This is a genomic window from Sciscionella marina DSM 45152 (genome assembly GCF_000379465.1).
Lineage (GTDB): Bacteria > Actinomycetota > Actinomycetes > Mycobacteriales > Pseudonocardiaceae > Sciscionella > Sciscionella marina.
In genome coordinates, this window is the sequence record NZ_KB905382.1 from 97159 (window position 1) to 120900 (window position 23742).

Below are 23742 nucleotides of genomic sequence, written 5' to 3' on the forward strand. Positions count from 1 at the left end.
CCCCGGTACGGCCGGATCGGTGTCATGGCGAACAGGAATTGTCCGCGGACCGAGGGTGTGAAAGATGGCCGATGGCGTACTGCCGCTGACCGACGCGCAGCGCGGAGTGTGGTTCGCGAACCGGCTTGATCCGGGGAATCCGAGCTATGCCGTCGCCGAGTGCGTGCGGATTCCCGGTGCGATCGACCTGGAATGCTTCGCACGGGCACTGCGCCGCACCGTGGCGGACATCGAGGTATTGCGCGGTTCGGTTGTCGAGGACACCGAGGGCGGCACTGTGTTGCGGGTCACCACGGAAATCGAGGATTTTCCCTTCGCATTCCTGGATCTGTCCGCGGAGAACGATCCGGAACGGTCCGCGCGGGAGTGGATCGCGGACCTGCTCGATGAACCGGTCGACGTGACCAGCGCCCCGGCGTTCTCGTTCACCCTGCTGCGTCTCTCCGAAGCGGAATACCTGTGGGTGCAGCGTTATCACCACGTGTTGCTCGACGGGGTCGGCATGACTCTCGTACAGCGCAGGGTCGCCGAGGTCTACACCGCACTGGTGCGCGGGGAAACCGTTGCGGCGGCGGAATTCCCGCCGAGTGCCGCGCTCGCCGACGCCGAGCGCGCGTACCGGGAATCGCCGGAGTGCGCGCGGGACAGGGAATACTGGACCGGGCTGCTCGCCGACCGTCCGGAACCGGCGAGCGTCGCCGCGCAGGCCTCGGGCACCCCGGAGCGCTTGCTGCGCCGCACCACGCATCTGGACCGGGCGGCGCTGGAGCGGGTGCACGCGGCCGCGCGGGAGATCGGAATCGCCTGGCCGAGCCTGCTCGTTGCCGGGTTCGGGCTCTACCTCGAGCGAGTCGGCGGTGGGCGCCCGGTCGTGCTCGGCCTTCCGGTCGCCGCGCGCGGGGCTAAACTCGGCACGGTTCCCGGTATGGCAACGAATATCGTGCCGCTGCGTCTGGAAACCGCTGCCGCGCAAGACATCGCAGGACTCGCCAAGCACACCGCCAAACGGCTGCGCGAGGCGGTCAAACACCAGCGGTACCGCTACGAGCAACTGCGCGCCGAACTCGGCCTGCTCGCCGGGGAACAGCGCCTGACCGGCCCGCAGGTGAACATCGTGCTGTTCGACTATGAGCTGGATTTCGCCGGGGTGCCCGCGGAGAGCCGCAACCTGGCCGGTGGCCCAGTGGACGAGCTCTCCCTTGTGCTCGACGCGCGCTGCCCGGACGGCGGACTGGACCTGATCCTGGACGCGAACCCGGAACTGTTCACCGAAGCGGAACTGGACGCGTTCGCCGAGCGGCTGCGTTCGCTGTTCACCACCCTCACCGAAGTGCCGCCGGAGACCATGACCGCCTCGTTTTCGGTGAGCACACCCGAGGAGTGCTCCCGGGTGCTCGAGGAATTCGCCTCGAAAGCCGTGGCGATCCCGGAAAGCACGCTCTACGCGGAGTTCATCGCGCAGGCCGCGCGAACCCCGGACGCGCCCGCGGTGCGGCATGCGGGGCAGTGCCTCACCTATAGTGAACTCGCCTCGGCGGCGAACCGGCTCGCGCGGGAACTGATCGCGCGCGGTATCGGGCCGGAGGACTTCGTCGCGGTGACCGTGCCCCGCTCGGCGCCCATGATGGTGGCGCTGCTCGGGGTGCTCGGCGCGGGCGCAGCCTACCTGCCCGTCGACCCGAACTATCCGGCGGAGCGGATCGAATACCTGCTCGCGGACGCGAAGCCGGTGCTGGCGCTGAGCACCGCGCGGGCCCGCAGCGTGCTGCCGGACTCGGCCGAGGTGCTGCTCCTCGACGAGTCCGATGTGACAGAGTCCGATAGGGAACCCGGCGAGGACTTCCCGGTGAGTGCCGCGGAACGGGTACGGCCGCTGTACCCGGAGCATCCGGCGTACGCGATCTATACCTCCGGATCGACCGGGAAACCCAAGGGTGTCGTGGTCGCCAACCGCAGCGCCGTGGATCTCGCCTGCTGGGCACGGAACACCTTCGGCGCCACGGGACTCGCCGAGGTGCTCGCTTCGACCTCGCTGAACTTCGACGTCTCGGTTTTCGAGATGTTCGGGCCGCTGACCTGTGGCGGCTGCATCGAGATCGTGCGGGATCTGCTGGAGCTCGCCGAACGCGCCGAGCGGTCCTGGTCGGGCAGCCTGATCAGCGCGGTGCCCTCGGCGCTTTCCGCGGTGCTCGAACACGGCGAGGTGCGGCTGCGCGCCGAACAGGTGGTGCTGGCCGGGGAAGCGCTTCCCGGGTACCTGATGCACCGGATCGAGCGGGCCATTCCGGGCGCGCGGATCGCCAACATCTACGGCCCGACCGAGGCGACCGTGTACGCCGCGGCCTGGTACGGCGCTGTGCCGGATAGGGAGGGGCGAGCCGCGGAACCACCGATCGGCAAGCCGCTGCCCAATACCGGTGCCTACATCCTGGACGCGGCGCTGCGCCCGCTCCCGGTCGGCGTGACCGGGGAGCTCTACCTTGCCGGTCCCGGACTGGCTCGCGGTTATCTGGACAGGCGCGGGCTGAGCGCGCAGCGGTTCCTCGCCGATCCCTATGGCGACGGCACCCGGATGTACCGGACCGGGGATCTGGCGCGGTGGAACGAACACGGCGAGATCGTCTACCTCGGGCGTGCCGACGACCAGATCAAGATCCGCGGGTTCCGGGTGGAACTGGGCGAGGTGGAAAGCACCCTCGCCGAAGCGGACGGGGTCGCCCAGGCGGCGGTCGTTTTCCGGGACGGGCGCATCGCCGGATACGTGGTTCCCCTTGCCGGGCAAGGCATCGACCCCGCCGGGCTGCGCACCGGGATCGCCGGGCGGCTGCCCGACTACATGGTGCCCTCGGCGATCGTGGTGCTGGATGCCCTGCCGCTCAACGCGAACGGGAAGCTCGACCGCAAGCGCCTGCCGGATCCGGAGTTCGGCGCCGAACAGGGCCGGGCCGCGCGTACCGAGAACGAGCGGATCGCCTGCCGGATCGCGGCCGAGGTGCTGGGCCTCGACGAGGTCTCGCCGGAACGGAATTTCTTCTCCCTCGGCGGGGACAGCATCATCGCGATCCAGTTCGTCAACCGCGCCCGTTCCGCCGGACTGGACCTCGGGCCCCGGCAGGTGTTCGAACACAAGACGATCGAACGCATCGCCGAATCCGCGGGCCGTCTGGAAACCGAGGCCGCACACGACGAATCGGCCGGACCGGTCCCACTGACCCCGATCATGCGCCGGCTCGTGGAACGCACCGGGCCGACGGCGGGTTACAACCAGTCGGTGTTGATCGAGGCCCCGGCCGGGATGCGCGCGGCCGAGGTCCCCGCGCTGGTGCAACGGCTGCTCGACCGGCACGACGCGTTCCGGATCCGGGTTCGCGCCGGACAGGCCGAGATACTGGAATCCGGCGCGGTGCCCGCACGAGTGCAGACCGCGGATTCCGCGGATGTGGTCGCGCTCGCCGAACAGGCAAGGGCCCGACTCGATCCGGAACAGGCGCGGCTGCTCGAGGTCGTGGTCCTCGAAGGCGCCCCGTTGCAAGTGCTGTTCGTGGCGCACCACTACGCCGTGGACGGGGTGTCCTGGCGCATTCTGCTTTCCGAGCTCACCGAACCGAGCCCGGTCCCGGTCGGATTCCGGAGCTGGGCGCAGCGGCTCGCCGAACGCGAGGTCCGGGGGGAACTGCCGTACTGGCGCGCGCAACTGGCCGGTCCCACGGCCGCGGCGCCCACCGGCCAGGGGGAGAGCAGGCACCGGTTCCGGTTCCCCGCGGAGCTGACCGCGACCTTGCTCGACCGGTTGCCCGCGCAGTGGTACGCGGGCGTGGACGAACTCCTGCTCGCCGCGCTGCACCGGGCGTTGCCCGCGATCGGTGTGGCGACCGGGGAACTGCCGCTGCTCGTGGACCTGGAACGGCACGGCAGGCAGGACGAGGACCTCGGCCGCACGGTCGGCTGGCTGACCAGCATGCACCCGGTCCGGCTCGAGCCCTGCGGGGATCCGCTGACCACGGTGCGCACGGTCAAGGAGGCGATGCGGTCCACACCGGGCGATGGGCACGGCTACGGCCTGCTGCGCTACCGGGACGGGGAACTGGCCGAGTCCCCGCGGCCCTGGCTCGCGTTCAATTACCTCGGGAGTCTCGCGCTCACCGACCGCGGCTGGACACTGGCCGAGGCGGGAGTGCTCCCCGGTGCGCAACCAGGGTTGACAGCCGAGCACGCGCTGGTGGTGAACGCCTTTCTGGACGGTGAACAGCTGGTCGCCGAACTGGAACTGCACGGGGCCAGCGCGGAACGGCTTGCCGCGGCCTGGCAGGCGGAACTGGCCACGCTCGCCGAAGCGGCCCGCCCCGGGCAGTGCACTGGAACCCCGAGCGCCAGGACCCCGAGCGATTTCCCGTACGCCACGCTGAACCAGCACGAGGTGGATGTCCTGGAGGACACCGCGGGCGATCTGGTGGACGCGGTCCTGCCCACCCCGCTGGCCGCCGGGCTGGTGTTCCACGCGCTCTACGAGCAGGACACCGAGGACGTCTACACCGTGCAGGTGTGCTTCGAGCTGAGCGGGGAGCTCGACGAGGAACGGCTGCGTGCCGCGGCGCAGCGGCTGCTCGACCGGCACGACGCGCTGCGTTCCGGCTTCGCCACCGAGGGGATGCGGGAACCGGTCCGGTTCATCGTTTCCGGCCGGGAACTGCCCTGGACGAGCATCGATGCGTCCACAATGGACAGCGCCGCGGTCGAGGAACTGCTCACCCGGTGGCGCACCGAACGATTCGACCTCGCCCGCCCGCCGCTGCTGCGCTTCGACCTGCTGCGGTTCGGCGCGGACCGGTACCGGCTGGTGTTCACCCACCACCACACGCTGCTCGACGGCTGGTCGCTTCCGGTGCTCGGAGCCGAACTTTTCGCCCTGTACAGTGGTGCGGAACCGGCCGAGACCGCCGGACACGAGCCCTACGCGCGCTGGCTGGCGAACGCGGACCGTGCGGCAGCCGAACAGGCCTGGGCGGCCTATCTCGAAGGGCTGCGCGGGCCGAGCCTGCTCGCCCGAGGTGAACCGGATGCGGCGCCGAGCTCGATCCGGGCGCAGCTGCCCATCGAGGACCTACAGGAGCGCGCCCGCGAACGCGGCATCACGCTGAACAGCCTGATGCAGACCGCGTGGGCGCTGGTGCTCGGCACGTTCACCGCGAGCGAGGATGTGGTGTTCGGGGCGACCGTTTCCGGGCGGCCGGCCGAACTTCCCGGCGTGGAGCGGATGGTCGGCCTGTTCATCAACACCGTCCCGGTGCGCGCCCGGGTGCACCCGCAGCGTTCCCTTGCCGAGACCGCGCGCCTGATGCAGGACGAGCAGACCGCGCTGCGCGAACATCAGCACCTGGGGCTGTCCGCGATCCAGCGGGCGAGCGGGCAGGAAACCCTGTTCGATTCGCTGCTCGTGTTCGAGAACTACCCGCTGGACCACGCGGAATTCACCCCGGACGGCGCGGACTTCGCGGTCACCGGGGTGCACGGCAGCGATGCCACGCACTACCCGGTGACCCTGAACATCACCCCCGGACAGCAGCTGGAGATCCGCCTCGATCACCGGGACGGCGCGGTGGACCGCCCGCTGGCCGAGGCGCTGCTCGCGGCGTTCACCCGGGTGCTCAGCGGCGAACTCGATCTGCCCGCCGGGCGCCTGCGGCCCGCCTCCGGCCGGTTGCTCGCCGGGGAATCGCGCGAGCTGCCGCGCATCACGCTGCCCGCGCTGTTCGCGCAGCAGGCGGCCGAGACACCCGAGGCGACGGCGCTCTTACTCCCGGAAAACCAGCACAGTGGAGAGGAGCGGTACAGCTATAGGGAATTCGAGGACCGGGTCGCCCGGCTCGCGGGCCGGATCGCGGCGCGCGGGGTCGCTCGCGGGGACCGGGTCGCGGTCGCGGTGCCGCGCTCGGTCGAACTGGTCGCCGCGCTGTACGCGGTGCAGCGGCTCGGCGCGGCCTATGTGCCCATCGATCCGGATTACCCGGCCGAGCGCATCGAGTTCATGCTCGGGGACTGCGCACCCGCGCTGTTGCTGACCACCTCCGCGCTCGCCGGAGGGCTGCCGGAAACCGCGCGACTGCTGGTGGACACCGAGGAAATCGCCGAACCGGTGGCACCGGCCGAAGTGTCTGCACTTGACACCGCCTACGTCATCTACACCTCGGGATCCACCGGGCGGCCCAAGGGAGTCGCCGTCTCCCACGGCGCGATCGTGAACCGGCTGCTGTGGATGCGCGCCGAGTACGGCATCGGCTCCGGGGACGTGATCCTGCAGAAGACCCCGTCCAGCTTCGACGTCTCGGTCTGGGAGTTCTTCCTGCCACTGCTGTCCGGGGCCGCGCTCGTGGTCGCCGAACCGGACGCGCACACCGACCCGGCCGCGCTCACCACGCTGATCGAACGGCACGCGGTCACCACCGTCCACTTCGTACCCTCGATGTTGCAGGCCTTCCTGGCGCACAGTGAACCGGGCAGCTGCCTGTCGCTGCGCCGGGTGATCTGCAGTGGGGAAGCGCTGTCCCCGGCCACCCGGACCCGGTTCGGCGAGGTGTTCGGCGCGCGGCTGCACAACCTGTACGGGCCGACCGAGGCCGCGGTGGATGTGACCGCCTGGCCTTGTGATCCGGCCGATTCGCGCCCGAGTGTGCCGATCGGGAAACCGGTGTGGAACACCCGGCTCTACGTGCTCGATTCGGCGCTGCGCCCGGTTCCCGAAGGGATTTCCGGGGATCTCTACCTCGCGGGCCCGCAACTGGCCGACGCGTACACCGAGCGCAGGGGCCTTTCCGCGACACGGTTCCTCGCCGATCCGTTCGGCGCACCCGGCGCGCGGATGTACCGCACCGGTGATCTGGCCAGTGTGGACGGTGCCGGTGTGCTGTGGTTCCACGGCCGGGCCGACGACCAGGTCAAGATCCGCGGATTCCGCGTGGAGCTCGGCGAGATCGAGTCCGTGCTCGCCGCCGCGAACGGGGTCGCCGAATGCGCGGTGCTCGCGCGCACCGATGCCACTGGAACGGCGCGGCTGATCGGCTACCTCACCGGCACGGCCGAACCCGAGCAGCTGCACGCCGAGCTCGCCGAACTGCTGCCCGCGCACATGGTGCCTGCCGCGTTCGTGGTGCTCGAGGAGTTTCCCCTTACCCCGAGCGGAAAACTCGACCGTGGCGCGCTCCCGGATCCGGAGTTCACCGGCGGATCCCAGGCGGCGAGCGGTCCGGTCGAGGAGATCCTGTGCGCACTGTTCGCCGAAACCCTCGGGGTCGCCGAGGTCGGGGCCGGGGACGGCTTCTTCGCGCTCGGCGGGGACAGCATCCTGTCCATCAAACTGGTGGCGCGCGCCCGGGAACACGGGCTGGTGTGCACGCCCAAGGATGTGTTCAAACACCGCACCCCGGCCGCGCTCGCCGCGGTGTGCACGGCCGCGGGAACCGAGACCGGCGCGGTGGATGGGATCGGCACGCTGCCGGTTCCGCCGATCGCCCGGGCCCTGCTGGACCGCGGCGGGCCGATCGGCGGCTACCACCAGTCCATGCGGGTGCACCTGCCCGTGGAAGCGAGTGAACCCGTGCTGCGCGCGGCCTTGGCTGCCCTGGTCGAGCAGCACGAGGCGCTGCGTGCCCGGCTGCTCCCCGAGGGCCTGCTGGAGGTCCCGGAACCGTCCACCGTGGACGTACTGCGGATCGATGCGGACCCGGAAAGTGTCGCCGCGGAACTGGATCCGGAGTCCGGGGTGATGTTCCGCGCGGCGTGGGACACCTCGTCCGGGCAGCTGCTGTTGCTCGCCCATCACCTGGTGGTCGACGGGATCTCCTGGCAGATCCTGCTCGCCGATCTGCGTACCGCCTACACCGCGATCGCGACCGGACAAGCACCGGAACTGCCCCCGGTACCGGTTTCCTACCGTGGCTGGGCGCGGGCGCTGGAAGAACACGCGCAGACCGTGGATCCGCAGTTCTGGCGCGAACTCGGCGAGCTGCCGCGGATCGGCGCGCGGGCGCTGGACCCGGCGATCGACACCGTGGCCACCGTGCGCCGCACCGGAATCCGGCTGTCCACAACGGACACCGAACGGCTGCTCGGCACGGTGACCGAATCCTGCCATGCGCATGCCGATGAGGTACTGCTCGCCGCGCTCGCCATGGCCGTTCGCTCCTGGCGCGGACCGGACGCACTGCTCGCCGATCTCGAAGGGCACGGCCGGGATGTCCTCGGTGATCTCGGTGGTGATCATCTCGACACCGGCCGCACCGTCGGCTGGTTCACCACGCTGTTCCCGGCGCGCATCGAGATCGGTGGGGCACAGGGCGCCGAGGTGGTGAAACTGACCAAGGAGCAGGTGCGGAACAGCACCGCGCGCGGTGGCGAGTACGGGCTGGCCCGCTGGACCGGGGAGCGTCCGGAACTCGAGCACGGTGCGGAGATCGGTTTCAACTATCTGGGCAGGATGCCCGCACCCGAACCGGGTGCATTCGCCCCGGCGGGTGAGGGAATCGGCGGCGGGGCGGACCCCGGAATGCCGCTGGCGCACCTGCTCGAGCTCACCGCGGTGCATAGCGGGGATCAGCTGGTGATTGATGTGCTCGCCGCGGGGGAACTGATCGGCGAGGCCGAGCTGGAGCGCTTCGCCGATGCCCTGCGCACCGCGCTCACCGAACTGGCCGAGCACGGCGGCGAAGGTACCGGGTTCACGCCATCGGACCTGTCCCTGCTCGAACTCGACCAGGACGACATCGACGAATTCGAGAACGAACTAGACGAAGAGTGGGAGCTGTCGCAGTGAGCGAGCTTGCGAGCGAACCAGAGGACACAGTAGCCCTGCGAGCGATGGGGACGAGCGTCAGCGAGGAGGCGTCGTGAGCGAGCTTGCGAGTGAACCAGAGGACACAGTAGCCCTGCGAGCGATGGGGACGAGCGTCAGCGAGGAGGCGTCGTGAGCGGCAACCGTATCGAGGATGTCCTTCCGCTTTCCCCCCTGCAGCTCGGGTTTCTGTTCCACGCGCTCTACGACGAGCGGGCCGAGGACGTGTACACCATGCAGCTGCGGCTCGAGCTGGACGGCGAACTGGATGCCGCGCGGCTGCGACATGCCTTCGAAACCCTCATCGAGCGGCACCCCAACCTGCGCGCGGGATTCCGCCAGCGGCGCAACGGCGAGACCGTGCAGGTGATCCCGAAACAGGTGCGGCTGCCCTGGCGGGAACTCGATCTGTCCGATATGGACAGTACGGACACCGAGACGCATCTGGAGAAGCTGCTCGCCGAGGAGCGTTCGCGTACCTTCACGCTGAGTTCCGCTCCGCTGCTGCGGGTGCTGCTGGTGCGGCTGACCGGGGACCGGCACGTGGTCGCGCTGACCAACCACCACATCCTGCTGGACGGCTGGTCACTTCCGCTGCTGGTGCGCCAGCTGTTCACCACCTATGCGGGCGAGGAGCTACCGCACACCACGCCGTACCGGGACTACCACGGCTGGCTCGCCGACCGCGATACCGAGGCAGCGCACACCGCATGGCGCGCCGCGCTCGACGGTCTCGGCGCGCCGCCGCTGCTGGCGGACGCCGCCGAGCGGGAACCGGTGCACCCGCGTCGCATCGTGACCGAGCTCTCCGAACAGCAGACCGAGCGGCTCACCGCGTTCGCCAGGGAACACGACTGCACTCCGAACACGGTGCTGCAGGCGGCGTGGGGGCTGCTGCTTGGCTCGCTGACCGGGGCCGAGGACGTGGTGTTCGGTTCCACGGTTTCCGGGCGCCCACCCGAGCTCCCCGGATCCGGGGAGATGATCGGGCTGTTCATCAACACCGTCCCGGTGCGCGTGCGGCTGCGCCCGCAGGAGTCGGTTTCCGCGCTGCTGCACCGGATCCAGGACGAGCAGGCCGAACTGCTCGAGCACCAGCACCTGCCGCTGACCGACATCCAGAAGCTCGCCGGCGGGGGCACCCTGTTCGATTCGCTGGTGGTGTTCGAGAACTACCCGCTCGAACCGGACGCGCTCGAACTCCCCGGTACCGGCCTGCGGTTGCGCGGGGCCAGCGGGCAGGACGCCACGCACTACCCGTTCGCGATCTGCGCGATTCCCGGGCCGCGGCTGCGGTTGTGCTTCGATCACCGCGAGGATCTGCTCCCGGCCGCGGCCGCCGAGCGCATCGCCGCGCGGCTGTGCGAGGTGCTGACCGCGATGCTGGAGAACCCGGAGCGCCCGGTCGCCGCGATCCCGGTGACCGCGCCCGAGGAACACAGCATCCTGCGCGGCACCGGCGGGGAGATCGAGGAATCGCTGCTGGACGCGTTCGGCAGGCACGTCGCGGCGAACCCGGACGAGCCGGCGATGCTCGGTGACGGGATCCGGCTGAGCTACCGGGAGCTCGACGAGCGCGCGAACCGGCTGGCGCACCGGCTGCTTGCCGCCGGGGTCGGCGCGGAGCACCGGGTGGCGATCCGGCAGCGACGTTCGCCGGAGTTCGCCGTCGCCGTGCTCGCGGTGCTCAAGGCGGGCGCGATCTATGTGCCGCTGGACATGCGCAGTCCGCGGGAGCGGCTGGCGCACATGCTCGGCGCCGCCGGGGTCGCGGTGCTGCTCACCGACACCGCGAGCGCGGGTGAGACCGCTGTGGACGGCATCACGAGCATCCTGGTCGACGAACCGGCAACCGATTACCCCGCAACGGATCCCGGCATCCCGGTGCATCCCGAACAGCTCGCGTACATCATGTTCACCTCCGGATCGACCGGCGTGCCCAAGGGCGTCGGCGTGCGGCACAAGGACATCGTGGCGCTCGGCGCGGACCGGAGCTGGGACACCGACCGGCATCAGCGGGTGCTGCTGCACTCGCCGTTCGCCTTCGACATGTCCACCTGCGAGCTGTGGTGCCAGCTGCTGCGCGGACGGCAGGTGGTGGTCGCCCCGGACGGGGAGCTGGACTCTCAGGAGCTGGCGCGACTGATCCGCGAGCACGAGGTCAGCACCGTATTGTTGACCGCGGGCCTGTTCCGGACGTTCGCCGAGGAGGATCCGCACTGCTTCACCGGGGTCCGCGAGGTGTGGTCCGGCGGTGACGTGGTGCCCGCCGCGACCGTGCGTGCGGTGCTGGACGCCAACCCGGGGATCGTGGTCGGCGATGGCTACGGCCCTGCGGAAGCGACCGCGTTCGTGTGCCGGCACCTGATGCGCACGGTCGAGGAGGTGCCGGACACGGTGCCGATCGGTGCGGTGATCGACGGCACCCGGCTTTATGTGCTCGACGACTTCCTCCGCCCGGTACCGCACGGCAGCACCGGCGAGCTCTACATCGGCGGCGCCGGACTGGCCCGCGGCTACTGGGCGGCACCGGGGCAGACGGCGCAGCGATTCCTCGCCGACCCGTTCGAACCGGGCGCGCGGATGTATCGCACCGGCGACCTGGTGCGCCGCATCGAGGATCCGCACGGCGTGCACCCCGAGGGCATCCTCGAGTTCGCCGGACGGTGCGACGAACAGGTCAAGATCCGCGGGTTCCGCGTCGAACCGGGGGAGATCGCCGCGGTTCTCGGTAACTCTCCCGAGCTCGCCCAAGTCGCCGTGGTCACCAGGCAGACCCCGCGCGGGAAGCAGCTGATCGCCTACTACGTGCCCGAAGGCGCGGATCCGGGAGCGGGCCGGCTGGCCGAATGGACCGGCGAGCGGCTGCCCGAATACCAGGTGCCCGCGGCGTTCGTGGCCATGTCCGCGCTGCCGCTCACCACGAACGGCAAGATCGACCAGGCCGCGCTTCCCGAACCCGAACTCGGCGTGCGCAACGGTGAGCACACCGCACCGCGCGACGAGACCGAGCGGCAGCTGTGCGAACTGTTCGCGCAGGTGCTCGGGGTCGAGGAGATCGGTGTGCACGACAGCTTCTTCGCGCTCGGCGGGGACAGCATCGTGTCCATCCAGCTGGCCAGCAGGGCGCGTAAGGCCGGGCTGCGCATCAGCCCGAAGGACATCTTCACCCACCGCACCGTCGCCGGGCTCGCCGCAGCGGCCACCCCGGTGCAGGAAACCCAGGCACCGCAACAGGAATCGGGCATCGGACCGGTCGAGCTCACCCCGATCATGCACTGGCTGCGCGAACTGGGCGGGGAGATCGACGGGTTCTGCCAGTCGGTTTCGCTGATCGCCCCGCGTGGCCTGACCGTCGAACGGCTGCGCACCCTGGCGCAGACCGTGCTCGACGCCCACGACGCGCTGCGCATGCGGCTGCGCAGGGAGCACGGGAACTGGTCGCTGGACATCCCCGAACCGGGTGCCATCACCGCGCGGGTGCAGCGGATCGAGGTAGGTGGCGATCTGGCCGGGGCCACCGCGAAGGCGCTCGACCAGGCCCGTGCGCAGCTCGATCCGGGCACCGGGGACCTGGTGCGGTTCGTGTGGCTGGACGCCGCGGACACCGGTCGGCTGCTCATCGTGGCGCATCACCTCGCCGTGGACGGGGTCTCCTGGCGCATCCTCACCGGCGATCTCGCCGAGGCCTGGCAGGCAGTGCGCGAGGACGCGACCCCGGCACTGGAACCGGTGCCGACCGCTTACCGCGGCTGGGCCGCCCGGCTGCGCGAAACGGCGAGCGGCGCCGATGCCGCTGCCTGGGCGCGGTTGCTCGACCAGCCCGACCCGCCGCTTTCCGAACGCGCGCTCGATCCGAACCGGGACACCGCGGACACCGTGCGGCACCTGGATCTGGCGCTGCCGCCGGAGATCGCGGATCCGCTGCTCGGCACGGTTCCCGAGGCGTTCCACACCGGCGCGCAGGAGGTGCTGCTCAGCGGCCTCGCCCTGGCCTGTGCGGGCTGGCGGGCCCGCAGGGGAACCCCGGGTACGGCCACCCTGCTCGATCTGGAGACACACGGCAGGGACGGTACCGAAACCGATCTGACCCGCACGGTCGGCTGGTTCACCACGATGTACCCGGTGCGCCTGGAACTCGACGGGATCGACCTCGGCGCGGCATTGCGCGGCGGCGCGGCCCTGAACGGTGTCGTCGGCCTGGTCAAGGATCAGCTGCGGGCACTGCCCGGCGCCGCGAGCTACGGGCAGGCGCGCTACCTCGATCCGGAGACCGGCCCGGTGCTCGCGGCCGGGGCCACCCCGCAGATCGGCTTCAACTACCTCGGCCGGTTCACCGCGGGCAGCCAACCGTTCACGCCCGCACCGGAGTCCGCGGGACTCGGCGGTGGCGCGGACGCGAAACTGCCTGCGCCGCACGCGCTCGAGGTCACCGTCACCGCGCTTGAGGACGGCCTGCACGCCCGGCTTTCCTGGCCGGAGGCGGTGCTCGCGGAGACCGAGATCGCCGAACTGGGCAGGTTGTTCACCGAGGCGCTCACCGCGCTCGCCGGTGCCGAAGGCGGGTACAGCCCCTCGGATTTCCCGCTCGCCGCCCTCGATGCCGCCCAGCTGGTCGCACTGGAGCGCGAGCATGCCCCGCTCGCCGAGGTGTTGCCGCTTTCCCCGCTGGCCAAGGGATTGTTCTTCCACGCGGCCTACGGCGAGGACCCCTATGTGGTGCAGCTTGGCCTGCGACTCTACGGGGAACTGGACGTCGAACGGTTGCGTGCCGCCCTTTCCGCGCTGCTCGACCGGCACCCCAACCTTGCGTCCGGGTTCACCGACCGTGGACTTTCCGCGCCGGTGCAGTTCTCCCGCACCAAGCCCGAGGTTCCGTTCCGGCTCATCGAGACGAGCGAGGCGGAACTGGACGGATTGCGCGCCGCCGACCGGGAAGAGGGCTTCGACCTCGCCGAGCCGCCACTGCTGCGGCTGATCGTGTTCGCCCTGGGTTCGGGGCAGCACGAGGTCATGCTCACCAACCACCACCTACTGCTCGACGGCTGGTCGGCACCGCTGCTGGTGCACGAACTGTTCGCGCTCTACGCTGGGCAGCGGCTCGACCCGCCCGCGCAGTACCGCGACTACCTGGAATGGCTTGCCACACAGGACATCGAGGCCGCGAAGCAGGATTGGCACCGCGCGCTGGACGAGGCCGAGCCGACGCTGCTGTGCGCGCATTCCGAAGCGGAGGCGGAGCAGCGCAGGCACACGATCACCTTCCCGCGAGCGCTGACCGAAGGGCTCTCCGCGCTCGCCGCCGAGGCCGGGGTCACCCTGAACACCGTGCTGCAGTCGCTGTGGTCGGTGCTGCTCGGCAGGCTGACCGGGCGCGAGGATGTGCTGTTCGGCGCGACCGTTTCCGGGCGGCCCGCGGAACTGCCCGGGGTCGAGTCGATGATCGGCCTGTTCATCAACACGGTCCCGGTCCGGGTGCGCCCCGGTGCCGCGGACAGTTTCCGCGCGCTGCTCTCGACCGTGCAGTCCGAACAGACCGCGCTGCAGGCACAGCATTATCTGGGTCTCAGTGACATCCAGGAAACCCTCGGCAGCGGGGAACTGTTCGACACGCTGCTGGTGTTCGAGAACTACCCGCTCGAATCCGCGCTCGAACTGCCCGGGACCGGATTGCGCGCCGAGGCGGGTTACATCGACGATGCCACGCACTACCCGCTGACCGTGGTCGCGGTGCCCGGTGCCGAACTGGAACTGCGACTCAATCACCGGCCCGATCTGGTCGACGCGGAGGCGATCGGTGCCCGGTTGCGCACGCTCGCCGAACGGGTGCTCGCCGCCCCGGACGCCGAGCTGTCCACAATGGACGTGCTGCCGGAGACCGAGCGCGCGATGCTGCGGGAACTGGGCACCGGTGCGCCGCAGCAGGAAGCGGTGCGCGGGGTGCACGAGTCCTTCGCCGAAGAAGCAGCCCGGCATCCGGAGGCCACCGCGCTGCTCGCCGATGGTGTGCGGATCGGTTACGGCGAACTCGACGCGCGGGCGAACCGGCTCGCGAATCGGCTGCTCACCCTCGGGGTGACTGCGGAGGAACGGATCGCGCTGCTGCTCGAACGCGGACCGGAGCTCGTGGTCGCCACCCTCGCCGTGCTCAAGGCCGGGGCCGCCTATGTCCCGCTGGACGCACGCAATCCCGAGGGCAGGCTGACCAGGATCCTCGAGCACACCGGGGCCCGGCTGCTGATCAGCGATACCGAACCGGGTTTCGCGCACGGCTGCGAACTCGTCGATCCGGCGCGGACTCAGGATTTCCCGGCCACCGATCCGGGTATCACCGTGGATCCGCAGCGGCTGGCCTATGTCATGTTCACCTCCGGTTCGACCGGAGTGCCCAAGGGAGTCGCGGTCCGGCACGCCGATGTGCTCGCGCTCGCGGCCGACCGCTGCTGGGACACCGAACGCCAGGAGCGGGTGCTGCTGCACTCCCCGCACGCCTTCGACGCCTCGACCTACGAACTGTGGGCCGGGCTGTTGCACGGCCGCGAACTGGTCCTCGCACCGGCCGGTGAGCTCGACATCCGAGAGCTGGCCGAGACCATCCGCGAACAGGGGATCACCGGACTGTGGCTGACCGCGGGCCTGTTCCGGCTGCTCGCCGAGGAGGAGCCGGGCTGCTTCGCGAACGTCCGCGAGGTGTGGTCCGGCGGGGACGTGGTGCCCGCCTCGGCCGTGCACCGGGTGTTCGAGGTGAATCCGGCGCTGGTGTTCGGCGATGGCTACGGTCCGACCGAGACCACGACCTTCGCCACCCGGCACCTGATGCGCTCGGTGGCCGAGGTTCCGGACACCGTGCCGATCGGTTCGCCGATGGACGGGATGCGTTGCTATGTACTGGATGAGCGGCTGCGCCCGGTCCCGCACGGCACGATCGGCGAGCTCTACCTCGCCGGAGCCGGGCTGGCCCGCGGTTACCTCGATGAACCGGGGCTGAGCGCCAATCGGTTCGTTGCCGATCCGTTCGCGGCCGGTGCGCGGATGTATCGCACCGGGGACCTGGTGCGCTGGACCGCGGGCCGTGCCCTGGAATTCGCGGGTCGGGTGGACGAACAGGCCAAGATCCGCGGATTCCGCATCGAACTCGGTGAGATCGAAGCGGTGCTCGGCCGTGCCGAGGGGATCGGCCAGGTCGCCGTGCTCGTCCGCGAGGACCGCCCGGGGGACAAGCGGCTGGTCGCCTACTACGTGGGCACGGCGAACGAGGAGCAGCTGCGCGCGCTCGCCGAGCACGAACTGCCCGGCTACATGGTGCCTGCCGCGTTCTGCGCCCTGGACCGGCTTCCGCTGACCGCCAACGGAAAACTCGACCGGCGCGCCCTTCCCGAGCCGGTGTACGCGGGCGCGGCCGAGGGCAGGTCCGCGCGCAACCGCAGCGAACAGGTGCTGTGTGAACTGTTCGCCGAAGCACTGAACCTGACTGCGTCATCGGGAAACACTGCGGTCGGCATCGACGACAACTTTTTTGCCATGGGCGGGCATTCGCTGTTGGCCACCCGCCTGGTCAGCCGGATCCGTTCGGCCTTCGGCGTGGAACTCGCGGTGCGCAACCTGTTCGATTCGCCCACCGTGGCCGGTCTGGTCACCGCGCTGGACAATGCGGCCGATGCACGCCAGACTCTGTGCCCGATGCCGCGCGGGGAACGGATTCCCGCCTCCTTCGGGCAGCGGCGGCTGTGGTTCCTGAACAAACTCGAACCGGAGAACTCCCCGTACAAGATCCCGATCGGCATCCGCCTTTCCGGCGCACTCGACGTCTCCGCGCTCGAGGCCGCCATCGCGGATGTGCTGGCCCGCCACGAAGTGCTGTGCACCGTGTACCCGGAGTTCGACGGCGAGCCCTACCAGGTCATCCTGCCCGCCGAACAGATCCGGCCGACGCTGGATCCGGTTGCGGTGACCGAATCCGGGCTCGGCGAGCGGATGCTCGAGGAAGTGCGCAGGCCCTTCGATCTGCACACCGAGCCCCCACTGCGCCCGGTGTTGTTCCGGATCGGCGAAACCGAGCACGTGCTGTTGCTGACCCTGCACCACATCGCGGGCGATGGCTGGTCCATGGCGCCGCTCGCACGGGACCTCTCCGAGGCCTACACCGCACGGCTGCGTGGCAGCGCCCCGGGCTGGGCCCCGCTTCCGGTGCAGTACGCGGACTACAGCATCTGGCAGCGCCAGGTCATGGGCACCGAGCAGGACAAGGAAAGCCGGATCGCCCAACAGGTCGAGTACTGGCGCTGCACATTGGACGGTATCCCGGACGAGCTGACGCTTCCCGCCGACCGCCCGCGCCCCGCGGTGAGCGAGAACCGCGGCGGAGTGGAACTGTTCGAGGTGGACAGTGCGCTGCACGCGAAACTCGCCGCGCTCGCCTCGGCCGAACAGGTCAGCATGTTCATGCTCTTCCAGGCCGCGCTCGCCGGGCTGCTGACCCGGCTGGGTGCCGGGGAGGATGTGCCGATCGGATCGCCGATCGCGGGCCGTACCGATGCGGCGCTGGACGAGCTGGTCGGGTTCTTCGTGAACACCCTGGTGCTGCGCGCGGACACCGCCGGGGATCCGCGCTTCACCGAACTGCTGGAACGGGTGCGGCACACCGATCTCGCCGCGTACGCGAACCAGGACCTGCCCTTCGAACGGCTGGTCGAGGTGCTGAATCCGGTGCGCGAGATCGGCCGGAATCCGCTGTTCCAGGTGATGCTCGTGGTGCAGAACAACGTCAGCGCCGAGCTCGAACTCCCGGAACTGAGCGTGCGCCCGCAGCCGGTCGGCGCCTACGCCGCGCAGTTCGACCTGTCCTTCGACCTCACCGAGCGCACCGAAGGCGGGGTGACCGGGCGGCTGGACTACAGCTCCGAGCTCTTCGACGCGAGCACGGCGCGCACCATCGTGGAGCGGTTCCTGCGCCTGCTGCACGCGATCGCGGAGCAGCCGGAAACCCGGCTCAGTGCGGTGGATGTGCTCGGCGCGCGGGAACGCGCGCGGTTGCTCGAGGAGTTCAACGCCAGCGCCCGCCCGGAATCCTGCACCGATCTGGTCGCCTGCGTGCAGGAATTCGCCGCGCGCACCCCGGAGGCGATCGCGCTGCGCGATGACACTGAGGCGCTGAGCTACGCGGAACTGGCCGGGCGTGCCTCGGCGCTGTCCCGCACCCTGCTCGCCGCAGGGGCCGGGCGCGGCTCGGTGGTCGGGGTGTACGCGCCGCGCGGTACCGATGTGCCGGTCGCGGTGCTCGGGATCCTCGGCGCGGGCGCGGCCTATCTGCCGCTCGATCCGGCGAGCCCGGACGCCCGGATCGCCGATATGCTCGAACGCGCGGACGCGCAGCTGGTGCTCGCCGCGCCGGATCTGGTGGCACACGCGAAAACCCTGGGCGGGCAGGCGCTCGTGCTGCCGATCGAGCGCCGCGGTGACGAACCGGGGGACCTGGCGCGCGGCGTCGGCAAGACCGGGGACCTCGCCTATGTGCTGTACACCTCGGGCTCCACCGGAAAACCCAAGGGCGCGCTGGTGCACCGGCGCGGCATGCTCAACCACCTGCTCGCCAAGGTGGAAGAGCTCGATCTGTGCGCCACGGACACCGTGGTACAGAACGCCCCGCTCTCCTTCGACATCTCCATCTGGCAGATGCTGTGCGCCTTCACCGTCGGCGCCACCACCCGGGTGGTGGGCGGTGAGGACGCGGCCGATCCGGCGCGGCTGTTCGGTCTGGTGGACAGCGAGCGGATCACCGGTCTCGAAGTGGTTCCCTCGCTGCTGCGTACCGCGCTGGAGAGCTGGGAAACCGGTGCGGCCACGCCCGGTCTGGGCACGCTGCGCTGGCTGATGGTCACCGGTGAGGCGCTGCCCGCGGACCTGGTGGACCGCTGGTTCGAGCGTTACCCGGGCATTCCGATGGTGAACGCCTACGGGCCGACCGAATGCTCGGATGACGTCACGCACGCCCGGCTGACCGCGGACACGGAACTCGACGGCGCGCGGGTGCCGATCGGTTCCGTGGTGCGCAATACCCAGCTCTACGTACTCGACGAGCAGCTGAACCCGGTTCCGCTCGGGGTGGCAGGCGAACTGTGCGTCGGCGGAATCGGTGTCGGCTATGGCTACCTCGGCGATCCGGTGAAGACCGCGAACGCCTTCGTGCCCGATCCGTTCGGCGAGGTTCCCGGCGCCCGGCTGTACCGCACCGGGGACCAGGCCCGCTACCGCGCGGACGGGCAACTGGAATTCCTCGGCCGCAACGATCACCAGGTCAAGATCCGTGGTCAGCGCATCGAACTGTCCGAAGTGGAGTCCGCGCTGCGCGGCGTGCCCGGGGTGCGCGACGCGGTCGTGGTCGCCAGCGGACACGAGCGGCTGATCGGTTACTACGCCGGGGAAACGGCACCGGAGGTGGTGCGCGCGGCACTGGAGACCACGCTCACCCAGGCGATGGTGCCCGCCGTGCTGATGCCGCTGCCCGCGCTGCCGCTTTCCGCCAACGGCAAGGTGGACCGCGCGAAGCTGCCCGAGCCCGAGCTCACCGCGACGAGTGGGCGGCGCCCGTCCACCCCGCAGGAGGAGATCCTGTGCACGATCTTCGCCGAGGTGCTCGGCCGCGCGGAGCCCGGAGTGGACGAGGATTTCTTCGCGCTCGGCGGGCATTCGCTGCTCGCCACCCGGCTGGTGAACCGGATCCGGGTCGCGCTCGACGCGGAACTGGAGATCCGCGAGGTGTTCGCGAACCCGACCGTGGCGCGGATCGCGCGGCTGCTCGCGGAGAAATCCGGCACCACGCGGCCCCGGCTCGGTGCCCGGGAGCGCGGGGAACGGGTTCCGCTTTCCTTCGCCCAGCGCAGGTTGTGGTTCCTCAACCGGATGGACGCGGCGACCGGTGCCTACAACGTGCCCATCGGGCTGCGGCTGCACGGTGAACTGGACGCGGATGCGCTGCGGGCCGCCCTCGGCGACCTGCTCGCCAGGCACGAGAGCCTGCGCACGGTTTTCCCGCAGCAGGACGACGAACCGCACCAGTGGATCGTGGAGGCCGAACTCGCCCGGCCCCGGCTGCGGTTCGTGGAAACCGATGAGCACCGGTTGCCCGGCGAACTGGACGAGGCGGTGCGCACCGGTTTCGACCTGACCGCCGAACTGCCGATCCGCGGCTGGCTCTACCGCCTCGGTGCCGGGGAACACGTGTTGCTGTTGCTGGTGCACCACATCGCCTGTGACGGCGGCTCGGCGGTGCCGCTGGCCACCGATCTGGCCACCGCGTACCGCGCACGCACCGCGGGTGCCGAGCCGGGCTGGGCCCCGCTTCCGGTGCAGTACGCGGACTACGCGCTCTGGCAGCGGGATGTGCTCGGCGCCGAGGACGATCCGGAAAGCCTGCTCGCGGGTCAGCTCGACCACTGGCGGTCCACTTTGGACGGCCTGCCGGATGAGCTCGCGTTGCCTGCCGACCGGCCACGGCCCGCCGAATCCAGCATGCACGGGGAATCCGTGCCGATCCGGTTGCCCGCCGGACTGCACGCCGGACTGGCCGCGCTGGCCAGGGAACACGGCGCGAGCCTGTTCATGGTGCTGCACGCCGGACTGGCCGCGCTGCTGTCCCGGTTGGGTGCCGGGGAGGATGTGCCGATCGGTTCGCCGATCGCGGGCCGTACCGATGCGGCGCTGGACGAGCTGGTCGGGTTCTTCGTGAACACCCTGGTGCTGCGCACCGATGTGTCCGGGGATCCCTCGTTCGCCGAGCTGCTGGACCGGGCGCGGCGCACCGACCTGGCCGCGTACGCCAACCAGGACCTGCCCTTCGAACGGCTCGTGGAGGAACTGAATCCGCCGCGGGCACTGGCCAGGCATCCGCTGTTCCAGGTGATGCTCGTGCTGGCGAACCAGGAAACCGGCTCGGCGAGCCTGGACGGGCTTACCGTCGAGGCGCTGCCGCTGACCAACGGGGCGGCCAAGTTCGATCTGTCCTGCCACCTGGCCGAGGCGTTCACCGAGGAGGGTGCGGCCGCGGGTATCGAGGGCAGGCTCGACTACCGCACCGAGCTGTTCGACCGGGCGAGCGCCGAACACATCGCCGCCGCGCTGGAACGGCTGCTGTCCGCGGCGGTTGCCGAACCACAGCGCCCGGTCACCGAACTGGAGCTGCTCGCGCCCGGACGCAGGGACGCCCTGCTCGTCGCGGGACCGCGGGTGGACCGCGATACCGCGAGTCTTCCGGAACTGCTTGCCGCGCAAGCGATCCACACCCCGGATGCGATAGCGCTCGCCGATGCTCGGCGCAGCTACCGCTATGCTGAGCTGGTGCCGAGGGTGAACCGGCTCGCCCACCTGCTGCGCGAACACGGTGCGGGGCAAGGGACATTCGTGGCCGTCGCACTGCCCGCGGGTACCGAACTCGTGGTGGCGCTGCTCGCCGTGCTGCGTGCGGGCGCGGCCTATGTGCCGATCGATCCGGAGTACCCAGACGAGCGGGTGCGCTACATGCTCGAGGACTCGGCCCCGGTCGCGGTGCTCGCAGGCGAAGGCAGCGCCATCGAGGGCATCGACGTGGCAGGCGAGCTCAGCGATTATCCGGACAGTGCACCGGAGGGTACGCCGCTGCCCGGGGATCCGGCCTATGTCATCTACACCTCGGGTTCCACCGGACGTCCCAAGGGTGTGGTGGTCGAGCACCGCTCGCTGAGCGACTACCTCGGCTTCGCGCGCACTGCGTACTCCGGCATGACCGGGAAGACCGTGCTGCACACCTCGGTGTCCTTCGACCTCTCGGTCACCGCGCTGCTCACCCCGCTCACCGCGGGCGGCACAGTACACGTCGGCGAACTGGGCTCCGCCCCGGCCACCCTGGTCAAGGCCACACCGAGCCATCTGCCGATGTTCGCCGCCGCCGGACCGGGCGCGGTGCCGAGCGAGCAACTGCTGCTCGGCGGGGAACAGCTCACCGGTGAGGCGGTGCGCGAATTGCGCGCCGGACACCCGGAGCTGACCGTGCTGAACACCTACGGCCCCACCGAGGCCACGGTGAACGTCACGCAGTACCGCGTCGAACCGGGCACGGAGCTGCCGGACGGACCGGTGCCGATCGGGCGGCCGATGGACAACGCGCGGGTGTACGTGCTGGACGCCCGGCTGCGGCCGGTGGACACCGGGGTGCCCGGCGAGCTCTACCTCGCGGGGGAGAGCCTGGCCCGCGGGTATCTGAACCGGCCGGGCCAGACCGCTACCGCGTTCGTGGCCGACCCGTTCGTCGCGGGCGAGCGCATGTACCGCACCGGTGACCTGGTCCGCTGGGATCACGAGGGCAACCTGCGCTACCTGCGCCGCGCCGACGAACAGGTGAAGCTGCGCGGATTCCGTATCGAGCCGGGCGAGATCGAGGCCGTGCTCTCCGGGCTCGGCGATGTCGGCCGGGCCGCGGTACTCGTCCGCGAAGACAGTCCGGGGGATCAGCGGCTCGTCGGTTATGTGGAACCGGAACTCGATGCCGGGACACTGCGCGCGGCACTCACGGAACGGTTGCCCGCGCACCTGGTTCCGTCCGCGGTGGTCGCCCTGCCGGAGCTGCCGCGTACCCCGAGCGGGAAGGTGGATCGCGGTGCGCTGCCCGCCCCCGAGCTTGATGGGAGCAGGGCCATCGAGGCCCCGCGCGACCACACCGAACGCGAGCTGTGCCGGTTGTTCGCCGAAACACTCGGGGTCGGTGAGGTCTCGGTGCACGAAGGGTTCTTCGAACTCGGCGGGCACTCGCTGCTGGCCACCGCCTTGCTGCGCCGGGTGCGCGCCACCTTCGGCGTGGACCTTCCGGTGCGGGCGCTGTTCGAGGCACCGACCGTCGCCGGGCTCGCCGCACGGCTGGGCACCGGAGAACCCACCGGTGGCTATGACATGCTGCTCGGTCTGCGTCCGCGCGGCGCAGCAACCCCGCTGTTCTGCGTGCACCCGGCGAGCGGCTTCTCCTGGTCCTACGCCGGACTGTTGCGTCACCTGGACAAGGACATCCCGGTATACGGCCTGCAATCGCGCGGACTGGACACCGAGACCGAACTGCCGGGCAGCCTCGCCGGGATCGCCGCCGAATACCTCGAACAGATCCGCACGGTGCAGCCGCAGGGTCCGTACCGCCTGCTCGGCTGGTCCTTCGGCGGGCTGGTCGCCCAGGAGATCGCGGCGGCGCTGCGTGAGGCGGGTGAGGAGGTGGAACTGCTCGCCCTGCTGGACGCGGCACCACACGAGGGTGGTGTCCGGGACGAGGTGTTCGCCGAGACTGTGCTTGCCGAGGACGAGTTGTACCGCTCGCTGCTCGACCTGGTCGGCGTGGACCAGTCGAGCCTCGGCACCGAACCGGTCGGGGCCGAACGAGCCGCGGAGCTGCTCACCGAACGCGGCGGGCTGTTCGCCGAGGCGGACGCGGACACCCTGCGCAGGCTGCACGCGGTGTTCACGAACAACGTGGCGGTCGCCGACCGGCACACCCCGCGCCCGTTCGACGGAACCGCGCTGCTGTTCGTCGCCGAACACGAACCGGACCGGATCGGCGCGCACCGCTGGGCCGGGCTGCTCGGCGAGGTGCACGAACACCCCATCGCCGCCAGGCACAACGACCTGACCATGGCCGAACCGCTCGCCGCGATCGGCGCGCTGCTCGCGGCCCGGATGACAGAAGGAGAAACCGAATGAGCACAAATCCGTTCGACCGCACCGATATCGACTACCTCGTGCTGCGCAATGACGAGGGCCAGTACTCGCTGTGGCCGGAGTTCGCCGAGGTACCGCAGGGCTGGGAACAGGTCTTCCGCGGGGATCGCGCCACCTGCCTCGAGCACGTGGAGACCAACTGGACCGATATGCGCCCGCGCTCGCTCGTGGCCGCGATGGAAGGGCGGTGA

Annotated in this window: 3 protein-coding genes; all 3 read left to right on the plus strand. The window is 70.3% G+C overall.

The features are described 5' to 3' along the window. Nucleotides 1-64 precede the first annotated feature (64 nt). The 3 genes from A37U_RS0110800 to A37U_RS0110810 all read left to right on the plus strand — a co-directional run bounded on the left by A37U_RS0110800 (nucleotide 65) and on the right by A37U_RS0110810 (nucleotide 23742). Nucleotides 65-8806, plus strand: a complete 8742-nt coding sequence (locus tag A37U_RS0110800) for a non-ribosomal peptide synthetase (protein WP_020496656.1) — start codon at nucleotides 65-67, stop codon at nucleotides 8804-8806. Nucleotides 8807-8956: 150 nt separating this feature from the next. Then, nucleotides 8957-23533 carry a non-ribosomal peptide synthetase gene (locus tag A37U_RS0110805; protein ID WP_020496657.1) on the plus strand — a complete coding sequence of 4859 codons (14577 nt, stop codon included), beginning with the start codon at nucleotides 8957-8959 and terminating at the stop codon, nucleotides 23531-23533. Next, nucleotides 23530-23742 (plus strand): MbtH family protein, encoded by a 213-nt coding sequence (locus tag A37U_RS0110810; RefSeq protein ID WP_020496658.1) that lies wholly within the window; start codon nucleotides 23530-23532, stop codon nucleotides 23740-23742. The genes A37U_RS0110805 and A37U_RS0110810 overlap by 4 nt, the downstream gene beginning before the upstream one ends.